This window comes from Paenisporosarcina macmurdoensis, assembly GCF_042658845.1.
GTDB lineage: Bacteria > Bacillota > Bacilli > Bacillales_A > Planococcaceae > Paenisporosarcina > Paenisporosarcina macmurdoensis.
In genome coordinates this window covers 219,270-233,102 of the sequence record NZ_JBHSRI010000038.1, presented here as the reverse complement: position 1 = coordinate 233,102, position 13,833 = coordinate 219,270, and the positions used below count along the sequence as shown (strand labels likewise).

Sequence of the window (13,833 nt, the reverse complement as noted above, 5' to 3'; positions counted from 1 at the left end):
GACAGCCCTTATTGCGGCTGTCCTTTTTCTATGTCTGGATTACCTGATGGTTCATACCAAGTCATGACTTCTTCAATATCTTCTATTTGCAAATGATCAACTTGAGCTGATGCGCCTAGCATCCCAGATTTTATAGTTGTTTCAATAGAGGCAAGAGCTTTTCTTTTTTGAAAAGGACTTTGTCTCATCTCAAGAGATTGCATACGTTTCTTTTCAATAAAGAACGTGTATTTACTAATACTTCGATATCTTAATGAAAGCTGATTTCGAGCGAGACTAAGGCCTGCTGATCGATGTTGCCATAAGCCAAGTAACACAAAGATTGGACCTAAAAGTAGTGAAAATAAGCCATACGGATAGTAGAAATAACTAATGCCTACTATCACTGGAATCACCCAAATAAAGTCGAGACGATAATAAAATGGTTTAGCCCGTTTTGGTGATGTTGTCCATACGGGTTCAAAGTCAAAATCAGCAAACAGTTGATTTAGTGGTTGCTTGATTTTGCTTTTCTTGACTAGTGGAAACAATCGAATTTTCTTGTCTTGATCATCTATCGATCCCCCAGCACTTTCTACTATTACCGTACAGTATCCAAACAGTTGTCTTAATGGGTTCTCAACAATCCGAACACCTTGAACACGGCCAATTGGTATCGTGACTTTTTTCTTTTCCAATAACCCACGGGTCAGTACAATCTGATCATTTTCTTGAATAATAGTAAACTGATAATAATTGAGTGTGGTAAGAATCACAGAAATAATCCATGACAATAGTAAAAATGCAAAAACACTAAAAGCAATGATGAAAAAACCAAACTTTAAAAACACGACTACTTCATCGTAAATCACATCATACGGTATAATATCGGAGAATTGTGTCATAAACACGGCAACCCCCGAAAACACAACACCAATACCTCCAGATGTAGCTGCAAGTATGAGTATATCCTTCATCGTCATTTTAAATATGGTGACACTTTCATTCTTTGGCTCTTCATCCAAGTGGCTTTCTGTCGCTTCTTCCACTCCAATAGACGTCTTGCTTAATTTACGCTTTTTCGCAAAAGCTAATTCCATTTCAATTTGTTTTGCAGCTTCTTTTGTGATGGCTGTCAGTTCTGCTTCGGCTTCCGTTGTAGAACCCGAACCCGCTGTCTCAACCGTAACTTTTACCAGTTTAAACGGACGATGCAAGATGCTTTCTGTGTAATTGAAACTTTGGATTCGTTCAAAAGGAATGTATCTTTTCTTCTTCACAAACAATCCATATTCAATCCGTAATTCATCCTCTTCAAACCAATAAACAAAACGTTTCCACTTGATAATTCCGCTTATTAAAATGAACGTCAATACCAGTATCCCTATTATATAAGGGATATAATTAGTCCAATGCCCATCTGAAGAAGACTTCCCTTGAAATCCATTTGCTACAAAAATAATAACAAAAGGAAAGATCAGATCTTTTAAGCCTTTCACGAAATTAACAACTGCAGAAATCGGATGAAGCTGATAACGTTCTTTAGACATCATCTTCCGCCACCCTTGCAAGTGTCGATATACGACTTCTTAATTCATCGGCTTCACTTGTGATCAGAGCTGGTATCGTGTGATTTGTTGCAGCCGTCGAAATCGTAATGGAAGCTAAATCATATTTTCGCAAAATTGGGCCTTGTTGTGTGTCTACATGCTGTACGCGAACCATTGGTACGAGGGTTCGAGTGACAATAAACAATCCATGTTGAAGTTCGATTTCTTGTTCCCGAACTTCATATCTCCACCTTAACCAGCGCAATCTTGGAAATAGATAAACAAATAAATATGTATAAAGTAATGGGAGCAACAGACAAATGATCAATACCCACAGCGGACCTTCTAACCACCAATTTAATATTCCTGCACCTATCGCAATTAACAAGATAACAGTTGAGTGCATCACTCCATACAACCGCCAAACTTTTAATCCTTTAGGTGATATTTGATTCATTGGTTCATTCCTCATCTAAACACCTACTTTCTCTCTATGTATACGATTTTACAGCAAAAATGTTTCATTTTAAATGCATACCTTCCCAATTTATAGATACTCTATTTCATTTCCTTTAATAAAAGCTCTGTTGATTTCCATTACAATGCCCTACCATGTTTCGAAGTGACGAAGATTCTTGGCGCTCGCCATAGGAGACCTTAGCAGTTTTACGGAATATCAAACATAGCCTACAAAAAAAATCACAGCCCAATTGGACTGTGATTTTTGAATAGTTATGATTAGCTTTCGCGACGTGATGATGAACGTGGACGTCCACCGCGTGCAGAACCTTCACGTGGTGCAGATGAAGAAGAAGAACTTCCATCACGAGCTCCCGCGCTAGTACGACGAGCTCCACTACGTTCAGAACTACGACCAGAACCTGATGAAGGGCGTCCGCCACTGCTACGGTTGTTGCCTTTATAGCCACCGCCACCACTGCGTCCACCTCCGCCACCAGCACCACGAGATGGTAATGGACGTTCTTCAGAGATTGATACTGGAGTATCACTTGGTTCACGAGTCATTGATTTTAATGCAGCTGCAACAACATCAATTGCCTCATATTTTTCAAGTAATTCCGTTGCGAATGCACGGTAATCACCGATATTGTTTTTGTCTACCATTTCTCCAAGTGATTCAACAGCTAAACGTTGTTGACCAACTAGAGCCTCATCAGAGCTTGGTGGACGAAGTGGTGACATACGTTTTTTCGTTGTTTCTTCAACGATACGTAGGTAACCCATTTCACGTGGAGTAACAAAAGTTACTGCCACACCACTTTTACCTGCACGGCCTGTACGACCAATACGGTGAACATAACTTTCAGGATCTTGAGGGATGTCATAGTTATAAACGTGAGTAACGCCTGTAATATCAAGACCACGTGCAGCTACATCAGTAGCAACAAGGATGTCAATTTTGTTTTCTTTAAACTGTTTTAATACAGACATACGTTTTGATTGGCTTAAATCACCGTGAATACCTTCAGCAATATAACCACGAATGCTTAATGCATGTGCTAATTCATCAACGCGGCGTTTTGTACGACCAAAAATGATCGCAAGTTCAGGTTGGTGAACATTGATAACGCGAGAAAGAATATCGAATTTTTCACGTTCATGAGACTTAACGTAGAATTGCTCGATGTTTTCTACTGTCATTTCTTTTGATTGAATTTTAACGATTTCAGGGTTTTTCATGAATTTCTCTGCAATTTTTTGGATAGGTTTAGGCATAGTTGCTGAGAATAACAACGTTTGACGTTCTGCCGGACAGCTTTCCATAATTGTGTTGATATCTTCAATGAAGCCCATGTTTAACATTTCATCCGCTTCATCTAAAATAAGCGTTTGAACGTTTTCAAGTTTTAATGTACGACGGTTAATATGATCTAAAATACGACCAGGTGTACCAACGATTACATGTGGGTTGTTTTTCAATGCACGGATTTGACGTCCGATTTCTTGTCCACCATATACAGATAGAATTTTCACACGCTTGTCTTGACCGATTCTGTAGATTTCTTCAGAAACTTGAATAGCCAATTCACGAGTTGGTGCGATAATAAGACCTTGGATATTAGTGTTTTTTGGGTCAATTTTTTCGATCAATGGAATACCAAACGCTGCTGTTTTACCAGTTCCTGTTTGTGCTTGACCGATAATATCGCGGCCTTCCATACCGAACTTGATTGTACCTTCTTGAATCGGTGTTGCTTCTTCAAAACCCATACGTTTTACGGATTTTAATGTTGATGCGCTAATATTTAATTCTGAGAAATTTGTCAAAATTTAATCTCCTTTTTCTTTACAATTGACAAATGGTTACACTTTCAGATGAAGTTGCGGCAAATTCGAGCCTATACGAGGAACGTTCCCGTTACTTAAAATTCTCTGTAGATTATCAGAGGGGACTTATATTTAAAGGAAAGCCCGGTTTTTGCCGAGCGGTTCGATCAGTTGGGAGCATGTTTCAAAGCGCTTTGTTAAACGCGGTCTCTTGTGACTTGTTTTGTAGCCATTAAAAAAACAGCTACGAAAGTTCACAGTTTTGATGTTTGAAACTAAACATCCTACCCTAAAAAATTGAACAAACCGTTATGTTCAAAAAAAAGACCTCTTCATCTTGCGAAGAGTCTTTACACAAAATGTATCCATTGCTCTAAATACCTTAACATGAATAAAGACGATATGCAATTAATTAGCCACAGTCGTAATAATTAGTTTTCTCATTTCTTACCAAAAAATGAAACACTTTCTCAAACCAATCATCACAGTCATTGCTATAACAAATGAGATGCTTCCCACATTCCGATGTGATCAGCTGTTTTTCAGCCGAGCCTAACCGCTCATACAAATACTGGGCAGATGAAAATGGCACGATGCCATCTTTTTGACCTTGAACGATACATACTGGAACTGTAATTGATTCGTAGTAAGGCTCAACCATTTTCACGATACGCAAAAACTCAATCGCTGCTCGAATTGGCGTATGAGTTAATTTGTATTCATATAAATGGTAGAACGTATTGGTCGCAAGTTTCCTTTGTAATGCGTCAACCGTAATATCTTTGATATCTTCTAACAGTTGTCCCGCGCTAATGTATTTTGCGGCTGCACTAAGAAGCACTAAACGATCAACCTTATAACGCATTGACAAGTACATGGCAATTAGGCCACCCATAGAAAAACCGACAATCACAACCCGATCTACTTGTTTTCGTAATAACCGTAAGGCTTGCTCTGCCTCCATCATCCAATTTTCTGCCGTAAATTCATTTAGTGAAAGTGTAGGTCCATGTCCAGGTAACGTAGGAACTTTGACCAACCAATCTGTCTTTTCTTCTATATATTGCACAAATGGTCGAATTTCATACGGACCTCCTGTGAATCCATGAATACATAATATTCCAGTTTTCATGATTTACACCTCCATCATTTACCGTATAGTTGACGGAATCCTGCCCGTAATTTATCAACTGCTTCAACAAGTCGTTTGTCTTTCGTTTCTTGTCTCTTTGCTGATAACAACCATTCTAGATACTGTTTCTGATACCCAAATGGTAATTTCTCAAACGCCTCGAGAACACTTTGTCTTTCAAAAGTTCCGCGAATCTCTTCTGTCATTTCATTATTAACCGGGACAACTTGTTTCGAGTTTGACATTTTCTCTTCACATCGCTTTGAGGTCTAAATCGCATAGCTGACCAATCCACATACAACGCAATCTATGCAATCCCAGCAAACCCTTTCGCTTAAACTACTTCCCAACCAAAATCACGGTTAAGATTTTTAAAAAGTTTTGAGGATTTTTTTGGATATGCAATCCAAATCATTGCATCTTCTTTTAACGCTATAAAAAGTCGCTTCGTGCGTATGTAAATGATCAATCGATGTAGCAAATAAAAGCCCAAATGAATACAAGCCATCTTTAGGCTGTGTATCCATTTCGGCAGTTACATAATCTGGTGAAGGAGATTCCATCACTAACAATCTTTGTTCGACGGTATTTTTAGCTTCTGTTTATTGTCTAGAATCATACGAATTTCCTCACTTCTTTTGCTCAGTCAATAACGTTTTCTAGAGCCATACCACGAGAACCTTTTACTAAAATGATTGAATTTGGAGAAGTACCGGATTTTAACGTTTTACGAATCGGTTCATAGTCACTTTCGGACCAAATTACATTACCTTCAAACATTGTGTGTAATTTTTCATATAACCACTTCATTCGAGGTCCATATAAACAGACTCCCGCAAAATCATGTGGTGAGATATAGTCGGCCAACTCTTCATGATAAGCTTTTTCCTCGTCACCTAGTTCTAACATATCACCAAGAACTAGCCATTTTTCTGGTCTAATCGTCGTTTCACGAATAAAAGTAATGGCTGCTTTCATGGATGTAGGTGCTGCATTGTACGCATCATTAATAAATAACGAACCGTTTTTTGCAGGAATGACTTCCATGCGCATATCTGTCAGTGAGACGTTTTTTAAAGAATCTTTAATTTGTTCATTAGTTAAACCCGCTTTTTGGGCAATTAATATCGCCACCAATGCATTCTTCACTTGATGTTTTCCTAGTACAGGAATCATAAAGCGAGCATCAATTAAACCAGTTACATTAAACTCACTGCCATTTTCCGTTGCTTCGATGGATTGAACTGACACGTCATTCGACAGATTAGCACCGAAAGAAATCGTTTTAATAGAAGGAAATAAATTTTCACCAGTCATTTTTTGTATGAACGGACTTAAAAGCGGTTCATCCCCATCATAAAATAAACAGCCATTTGGTTGTAAGCCAGTTACGATTTCAAACTTTGCTTTAGCAATTCCTTCACGAGAACCCAAGTCTTGCATATGTGCTTCCCCAATATTCGTAATCGCTACGAAATGTGGTTTTGCCAAAGTGGATAAAAATTCAATTTCTCCATAGCCACTCATACCCATTTCAAGTACGGCAAAATCTGTATCTTCGTCTAGAGACAAGATCGTAATGGGTAAACCCAAGTTATTATTGAAATTACCTGCTGTTTTTTGCACACGGAAATAAGGAGTAAGGACGCCGGCAACTAAATCTTTAGTTGAAGTTTTTCCGTTCGACCCTGTAATGCCTATAAATGTAGCTTGATGTTCATTTCTATATGCCCGCGCCATTTGTTGCAATGCTTTTTCACTGTCTTCAACGAATAGTAGCGGTACATCTTTCGGTGGATTCGGTTCATTTGGTTGCCAAAGAGCAGCAGAAGCTCCTTTTTCAAAAGCTTGTGCCACGTATTGATGGCCATTTACTTTTTCCCCTTTAAAAGGAATAAATAAATCCCCAGGTTGAATGGTTTTCGTATTGATAGAAACACCACTTACCAGTACATCTGGTGTTTCCAAACTAATTTCTAGCCATTCCGCTATTGTTTGTAATGATTTCTTCACAAATATTCACACTCAATCCATTGTATATTGTAGTTGTTGTTTTTCTGTATGACGTTCAATTGCTAGTTCGATTAACTGGTCAATTAACTCTGAATAGTTAACTCCAGTATGTTGCCATAATAACGGGAACATGCTGAACGGAGTAAAACCAGGTAATGTATTTACTTCATTAATTAGGACTTCGTCGTTTTCCGTTACAAAAAAGTCTGCGCGCACAAGACCTGAACAATCCAACACTTTAAATGCTTTCATTGCATTGTCTTGTAACGTCGCTTCTACTTCTTTTGAAACTACTGCAGGAATAATCATAGCAGTGTTGCCGTCTTTGTATTTTGCTTGGTAATCGTAAAATGCTTTTAACGGTTTGATTTCGCCAGGAACAGAACATTTTGGCGTATCGTTACCTAGTACTCCCATTTCAATCTCACGTGCATTGATGCCTTGTTCAATAACGATTTTACGATCATACTTTAAAGCTAAATCTACTGCTTCAATTAACTCTTCCTGATTAGAAGCTTTACTAATGCCGACGCTTGAACCTAGGTTTGCAGGTTTAACAAACAATGGCCAAGCAAGTTCTTTTTCAATTTTCCCAAGCCAGAAGCTTTGGTCATTGCGCCATTCTCTGCGAATGAAATGTACGTACGGTACTTGTTTTAATCCGGCGATAGTAAATAGTTGTTTCATTACTACTTTATCCATTCCCGCTGATGAAGCTAATACACCATTGCCGATGTATGGAAGATTTAATACTTCAAGTAATCCTTGAACCGTTCCATCTTCCCCGTTAGGTCCATGTAGAAGCGGGAAAATCACATCTAAAGATTCTTCATCTATTTCTTGATGAGAAGGTAAAAAACTTGAAATATTGTTTGGTAGACTTTGATTTGTTGTATTTTCAAATTGTAATTGTTCAATGGTATCTATAGGTGCAACTAACTGGTTACCTTTTCTCCATTCGCCTTCTTGTGTAATGTAAATTGGAAATACATCATACTCATTAAAATTTAATGCTTGAGTTACTGCACGAGCCGTTGATAATGACACTTCATGCTCAGCAGATTTTCCGCCATATAATAAACCGATTCTTTTTTTCATTTTTGTATACCTCCACGTATTGGATCCTTTTATTTTAACATGAACTTTATTTACCCATAAACACATAGTAGAAAAACACGACTTCCTTACATACTGGTTTTCTTATACTATCCAAAAATCTTAACATTGTTATCACTATATAAAAACAATCCCTTGCGCTCATCTTTGCAAGGGATCGTGTTTAAAAACGGATCGTTTCATCCGGACTTTGTTTCATGACTGCAGTTAATTCGTCCCATATTTCATCTGGATATACCGATTCTGGTAATAAACGGATTTCTAGATCATATGAAACTTTTGATTTTTCTATCTTGTATAATGACAGAAGAACGCCTTCTTTCAACAATGGTTTATGTGATATAAATTGCTCCATAGTGAGTTCAGGGTAGCCTTCTTTTTGTTTCCGACGCCAAAAAGGGGCGCCTTTTTCTTTATCACGTACTACTTGATTTAGTATATTCACGACTAAATGGAGTGAATCATTCAGTTCACGGAAATAAATTTTCGTCATACTTTCTTCTTCGTTGGACAGGTACACAAAACGATTTTGAAGTTGATAATAAAACGGTGAACGAATCGGCTCTTTTTTATGTCCGATATATAATAATTCAGCTTGTTCTTGAGACGTTAACATATTAAGCTTCCGTTCATCCTTAAAATCAATCCATCTCAAATCGCTCGGGTTATCCATAAATTCTTTTGTAAAAGATAAAACTTCTTCATCAGGAACGAACTCTAACTGTGTGTGCATGTTATATGAGCTGTCTTCGTATTTATGTTTTAGTAATAATAAATGGTTAAACGGCCCCAGACTTTTAACAAATTGGTGCATCGTTAAACCACTGAACATTACAAACTGATCAGCTTCGTTCATATGTATATAAATATGGTGAAGAAAATCTTCTGTATCACGTGCCTTTTTCACCATGATCATCACTCCATTCCTCCTTACATTATAAGCCCATTTTGTGAAGAATGAAACATTTGAGCACTTGAATCGTCAGTACTTACTGCACAAGCATTTATAAGTTTTTTACGGTATAATTAATAGGTTATAACTTCAAAATAGAAATTTAGGTGACAACTATGGAAAATAACAAAGGTTTTGCGGACCGCTTCGACTGGACGCTAGCTTTTATTGTATTACTTCTTTTTATCGTTAGTTTGTTTGCGATCTCATCTGCACAAACTTCAGGACAATATCCAATCAACTTTATCCCTCGCCAAGCCTTCTGGTACATTGTAGGAGCAGCAATTATTGGTTTTACTATGTTTTTCGAACCAGAACAATATAAAAAGATGTCTTGGATTCTTTACGGAATTGGCATTCTCGTGTTAATCGCACTTGTTTTAGCACCTGGCGGAGACGGGCAAATCGCTGAAGAACGTGGTGGTGCGAAGAGTTGGTTCCATTTACCTGGTATTGGGAGCATTCAACCTTCTGAGTTCATGAAAACTTTCTTTATCTTAACGATGGCACGTATGATTAGTAAACATCACGAAACATTCGTCTTGAAAACGTTAAAAACAGATTTGTTCCTTCTCGGCAAAATTGTGTTAACTGCAATAGTTCCTTTACTATTTATTATGCAGCAACCAGATTTAGGAACATCCCTTGTGTTTCTTGCGATCACCGCAGCCATGGTTATTGTAGGGGGTGTCACTTGGAAACTGATACTACCTATTTTCGCAGGAACTGCCGTATTAGGCGGCGCCTTACTTTGGATGGCAGTCTATATGCAAGACTTCTTATCGGATAAATTCGGTTTTAAACCGTATCAATTTGGTCGTGTCTATTCTTGGCTAGACCCTTATTCTTACTCTACATCTGAAGGGTATAATTTAATTAATGCCATGACAGCCATTGGCTCTGGGGAAATTACCGGTAAGGGCTATCAAGGTCGTGAAGTGTATGTTCCTGAAAATCATACTGACTTTATCTTCACTGTTATCGGAGAAGAATATGGTTTTATCGGAGCCAGTATTGTGGTTAGTTTGTTTTTCTTATTAATTTACCATTTAACAAAAATCACGTTGCAGTTAAAAGATCCTTTTAGTACATATGTATGTGCTGGTATCATTGCCATGATTACGTTCCATGTATTCCAAAATATCGGCATGACTATTCAGTTGTTACCGATTACAGGTATCCCGCTTCCTTTCATTAGTTACGGTGGTAGTTCGTTGATGGGTAATATGCTTGCCCTCGGATTGGTCTTTAGTATGAAGTTCCACCATCGTACGTATATGTTTGGTTCTTCTGAAGATGAATAAAAATAGATATGAAGTAACCAACAAAACCTTATACTCTTAAGCAAGAAGGTTTTCAGTGCGCTTCGGACGTATCTGCTGCTGCACTATATTCTAGAGAATAAAGAGTCGGGCTTGTGACTTCGTCACTCGCCCTACCCTCTTTTTTTAGATAATTTTGCTGCGAGGATACTTCCTTCGCTCCCTTACAACCTGTTTGCTCAGATTTTTATTGTTTAGGTTTACTAGTGAAACGTTGATTACTTTAGGTAGATATTCGGCCGAAGATGATATTTCGGCCTCTTTCAGCTTATTTTATTTCAGACCACTCGGCTAAAATTATAAGACCGTTTTACAACTTCTCTTCTGGAGCAAGAAGGTTTTCAGTGCGCTTCGGATGGATCTGCCGCTGCATTATAATCTAGAGAATAAAGAGTCGGGCTTGTGACTTCGTCACTCGCCCGACTCTCTTTTTTTAGATAATTTTGCTGCGAGGATACTTCCTTCGCTCCCTTACAACCTGTTAGCTCACATTTTTATTATTTAGGTTTACTAGTGAAACGTTGATTACTTTAAGTAGATATTCGGCCGAAGATGATATTTCGGCCTCTTTCAGCTTATTTTATTTCAGACCACTCGGCTAAAATTATAAGACCGTTTTACAACTTCTCTACTGTAGCAAGAAGGTTTTCAGTGCGCTTCGGATGGATCTGCCGCTGCATTATAATCTAGAGAATAAAGAGTCGGGCTTGTGACTTCGTCACTCGCCCTACTCTCTTTTTTTAGATAATTTTGCTGCGAGGATACTTCCTTCGCTCCCTTACAACCTGTTAGCTCACATTTTTATTATTTAGGTTTACTAGTGAAACGTTGATTACTCCAAGTAGATATTCGGCCGAAGATGATATTTCGGCCTCTTTCAGCTTATTTTATTTTTGACTACACTTTTTTTAGAAAATCAGCTTTCGTCAGTACTCAATACTTGGGGGAGTGTTATTGAAAAACAGTCTCCCCAAAAAATACGGTAGTAGCCGAAATTATATTTCCTGCTAATTGATTTGTTGAAGAGAGTGATAGTTCATTAGTAATAAGTGGAGAAAAATAAGTCTTTTATCTACACCGAAATTCGAACAATAGTAACCAGTTATAATCGTCTGTCTAACACATGATGAATTTATGGGTGATTGGAGTGAAAGGCGGCGACTCCTGCGGGAATAGCATGAGCTGAAGACCCCGCAGGCGAGCTTGCTCGTCGAGGAGACTGAGGCCATGCCCGCGGAAAGCGTCCGCCTGGAACGGAAATCAACCTCTACTAAATATAAAAAGGGAACTGCCCTTAGTCATATTTCATGACTTTTAGGACAGCTCCATTCCTTATTATTTTGTAGATATCGGTGGAGCAAATAGAAGTCTAAAGCTACCTGAAAACCTTTTCGTGTCAGTGAATGTAATCAAGTTTTCACATTAGCTCATTCATTCTGTTTAAGCCTAGTTACAACCACCACATATCAGCAGGTTGGTCTTTAATGACAACTGTTTTCAAGTTAGACACTGCACGTTGGAAGCCTTCTTCAATGCTCATGATTGGGTCTTCGTGTTCAATACTGACAACATAGTCATAGCCATAAGTGCGAAGGGCACTAATGATGTCTGACCATTCTTGAACTGAATGTCCACAACCAACTGAACGAAAGCTCCATGCACGCGTACGAATATTGTTGTAAGGTTGCATGTCTGTCAGACCATACATATTGACATTGTCTTGGTCGATATACGTATCTTTGGCGTGGAAATGATGGATTGCATTTTCTTTTCCAAGAATTTTAATTGCGCCAACAGGGTCAATTCCTTGCCACCACAAGTGACTTGGATCAAGATTTGCGCCGATGTATTCGTTCGTCGCTTCACGAAGCTTTAACATCGTATATGGTGTATGAACCGAAAAGCCTCCGTGCAATTCAAGGCCGATTTTAACATTTGCTTGTTTCGCGATTTCTGCAATTTCTTTCCAATAAGGAATCAGTTTTTTCTCCCATTGCCAAGTTAGAATATCACCGTATTCATTTGGCCATGGGGCAACAGGCCAGTTTGGATGTTTTGCATCTTCGTCTGCACCTGGAGTTCCAGAGAACGTGTTAACAACCGGCACACCCATTAATTGAGCCAATTTAATGCTTTTTCGCAATGCTTCATCGCTATCTTTAGCTAATGCTGCATCTGGAGAAACAGGGTTCCCGTGACAGCTAAATGCACTGATCGTTAATCCTCGGGAAACTACTGCATCCAAATATTGATTACGTTTTTCTTCATCCTCCAACAGTTCATCAATTGGACAATGGTCAGTACCAGGGTAGCCACCAGTTCCAATCTCAACTGCATCTAATCCTGATGCTTTTACATAATCAAGCATTTCTTCAAATGGTTTTTGGGCAAATAACACTGTAAATACGCCTAATTTCATTTCCAATTCCTCCTTACGTGAACGAAATGGCTTTACCTGTTTCGCTGCTCTTATAAATGGCTTCGATTACTCGGGAAACAGTAAGCGCTTCTTGTGGCTTAACAAGAGGTGTTTGCGTTCCTCTGCAACTTTCAACGAAATTCAACGCTTGTGGAATCCCAGGATCATTGTCGTCTGAAATCCAATATGCTTTCTGATCTAACAGCATGCCGTACTTCGATTGGTACAACACTAACGGGAACACATCAAGTCCACCGTTTGTACCGGATATACTTACTGATTCTTTGTCATCCGCCAAATTAGCCGCCCACGAGGTTTCAAATAATAGCGTAGCGCCATCTTTGAATTTAATATAAGCTGTCGCATGGTCATCTACTTCAAAAGTGGAAGGTTCAAATACACCCCATTGATTAACTACCTCTGGTTGTCTGCTTAATTCGTTGTAAGTAGCACCTGATACTTCTGCAATTTCCGGGAAATCCATCAAATGTAGTGCTAAATCTAGGAAGTGACAGCCAAAGTCAATTAAACTTCCGCCACCTTGAAGATCTTTGTTGGTAAAAACGCCCCAACCTGGTACTTTTCGTCGTCGAATCGCTTGTGCACGAGAAACAAGAGGACGACCAATTTCGCCTGCATCAATAAATCTTTTTGCTGCACGGGCTTCTTTCATGTGACGATAATGATACGCAATCATCAACACTTTTCCTGCAGCTTCCGAAGCATCGATCATTGACTCACATTCTTGTGTGGTCATAGCCATAGGCTTTTCACATAAAACGTGTTTGCCCGCATTGAAGGCCGCAATCGCAATCTCAGCATGGAATTTATTTGGCGTGCAAATGGTTACCGCATCTACATGTTCAAAAAGTTCATCGTATTGTGACGTGTAAAAAGGTATCGAGAATTCAGATGCAACCGAGGCTGCTCGATCCAGATTCACATCACATACAGCTGTTAGTTCAACTTGATCGGTTAATGTCAAAAAGGAGGGAATATGCCTTGAAACTGCAATTCCTCCTACACCTATAAACCCAACTCTCAATTTCCCCATTTTAATC

At 38.7% G+C, this 13,833-nt stretch carries 11 protein-coding genes; 1 reads left to right on the top strand and 10 read right to left on the bottom strand.

Going from position 1 to position 13,833, the window contains the following annotated elements; genetic code table 11:
* Positions 1-8 precede the first annotated feature (8 nt).
* The 8 genes from ACFPYN_RS18570 to ACFPYN_RS18535 form a co-directional block, all read right to left on the bottom strand.
* Positions 9-1,529 carry a PH domain-containing protein gene (locus ACFPYN_RS18570; protein ID WP_377736370.1) on the bottom strand — a complete coding sequence of 507 codons (1,521 nt, stop codon included), beginning with the start codon at positions 1,527-1,529 and terminating at the stop codon, positions 9-11.
* Positions 1,522-2,001 carry a PH domain-containing protein gene (locus ACFPYN_RS18565; protein ID WP_377736368.1) on the bottom strand — a complete coding sequence of 160 codons (480 nt, stop codon included), beginning with the start codon at positions 1,999-2,001 and terminating at the stop codon, positions 1,522-1,524. Before ACFPYN_RS18565 ends, ACFPYN_RS18570 begins: the two co-directional genes overlap by 8 nt.
* A 266-nt stretch (positions 2,002-2,267) precedes the next feature.
* The gene (locus ACFPYN_RS18560; RefSeq protein ID WP_377736365.1) at positions 2,268-3,818 is read right to left on the bottom strand and encodes a DEAD/DEAH box helicase; all 1,551 of its coding nucleotides are present in this window, start codon (positions 3,816-3,818) and stop codon (positions 2,268-2,270) included.
* Between the two features lie 412 nt (positions 3,819-4,230).
* Positions 4,231-4,950, bottom strand: coding sequence for an alpha/beta hydrolase (locus ACFPYN_RS18555; RefSeq protein ID WP_377736362.1), 720 nt, complete (start codon positions 4,948-4,950; stop codon positions 4,231-4,233).
* A 14-nt stretch (positions 4,951-4,964) separates the two neighbouring features.
* Complete coding sequence (locus ACFPYN_RS18550) at positions 4,965-5,195, bottom strand: YdeI/OmpD-associated family protein (RefSeq protein WP_377736360.1); 231 nt, start codon at positions 5,193-5,195, stop codon at positions 4,965-4,967.
* 397 nt (positions 5,196-5,592) lie between these two features.
* Positions 5,593-6,963, bottom strand: a complete 1,371-nt coding sequence (locus ACFPYN_RS18545) for a UDP-N-acetylmuramoyl-tripeptide--D-alanyl-D-alanine ligase (protein ID WP_377736357.1) — start codon at positions 6,961-6,963, stop codon at positions 5,593-5,595.
* A 12-nt stretch (positions 6,964-6,975) separates the two neighbouring features.
* Positions 6,976-8,061 (bottom strand): D-alanine--D-alanine ligase, encoded by a 1,086-nt coding sequence (locus ACFPYN_RS18540; RefSeq protein ID WP_377736354.1) that lies wholly within the window; start codon positions 8,059-8,061, stop codon positions 6,976-6,978.
* A 181-nt stretch (positions 8,062-8,242) separates the two neighbouring features.
* Positions 8,243-8,995 carry a hypothetical protein gene (locus ACFPYN_RS18535; RefSeq protein ID WP_377736352.1) on the bottom strand — a complete coding sequence of 251 codons (753 nt, stop codon included), beginning with the start codon at positions 8,993-8,995 and terminating at the stop codon, positions 8,243-8,245.
* A gap of 152 nt (positions 8,996-9,147) precedes the next feature.
* Here ACFPYN_RS18535 and ACFPYN_RS18530 point away from each other — a divergent pair, with 152 nt between their 5' ends.
* Positions 9,148-10,335: an FtsW/RodA/SpoVE family cell cycle protein gene (locus tag ACFPYN_RS18530; protein ID WP_377736350.1), complete on the top strand. Its 1,188-nt coding sequence runs from the start codon at positions 9,148-9,150 to the stop codon at positions 10,333-10,335.
* Positions 10,336-11,803: 1,468 nt separating this feature from the next.
* Here ACFPYN_RS18530 and ACFPYN_RS18525 read toward each other — a convergent pair.
* Together ACFPYN_RS18525 and ACFPYN_RS18520 are read right to left on the bottom strand one after the other, a co-directional pair.
* Positions 11,804-12,772: a sugar phosphate isomerase/epimerase family protein gene (locus ACFPYN_RS18525; protein WP_377736348.1), complete on the bottom strand. Its 969-nt coding sequence runs from the start codon at positions 12,770-12,772 to the stop codon at positions 11,804-11,806.
* A gap of 13 nt (positions 12,773-12,785) precedes the next feature.
* Entirely contained in the window at positions 12,786-13,826 is a 1,041-nt protein-coding gene (locus ACFPYN_RS18520; RefSeq protein ID WP_377736346.1) for a Gfo/Idh/MocA family protein, read from the bottom strand.
* Between the last annotated feature and the right edge of the window lie 7 nt (positions 13,827-13,833).

Bases quoted from the DNA above. Each gene is read 5' to 3' on its own strand.
- ACFPYN_RS18570 (WP_377736370.1), bottom strand. From the start codon at position 1,529: ATGTCTAAAGAACGTTATCAGCTTCATCCGATTTCTGCAGTTGTTAAT.
- ACFPYN_RS18565 (WP_377736368.1), bottom strand. From the start codon at position 2,001: ATGAGGAATGAACCAATGAATCAAATATCACCTAAAGGATTAAAAGTT.
- ACFPYN_RS18555 (WP_377736362.1), bottom strand. From the start codon at position 4,950: ATGAAAACTGGAATATTATGTATTCATGGATTCACAGGAGGTCCGTAT.
- ACFPYN_RS18550 (WP_377736360.1), bottom strand. From the start codon at position 5,195: ATGTCAAACTCGAAACAAGTTGTCCCGGTTAATAATGAAATGACAGAA.
- ACFPYN_RS18540 (WP_377736354.1), bottom strand. From the start codon at position 8,061: ATGAAAAAAAGAATCGGTTTATTATATGGCGGAAAATCTGCTGAGCAT.
- ACFPYN_RS18535 (WP_377736352.1), bottom strand. From the start codon at position 8,995: ATGATCATGGTGAAAAAGGCACGTGATACAGAAGATTTTCTTCACCAT.
- ACFPYN_RS18530 (WP_377736350.1), top strand. From the start codon at position 9,148: ATGGAAAATAACAAAGGTTTTGCGGACCGCTTCGACTGGACGCTAGCT.
- ACFPYN_RS18525 (WP_377736348.1), bottom strand. From the start codon at position 12,772: ATGAAATTAGGCGTATTTACAGTGTTATTTGCCCAAAAACCATTTGAA.
- ACFPYN_RS18520 (WP_377736346.1), bottom strand. From the start codon at position 13,826: ATGGGGAAATTGAGAGTTGGGTTTATAGGTGTAGGAGGAATTGCAGTT.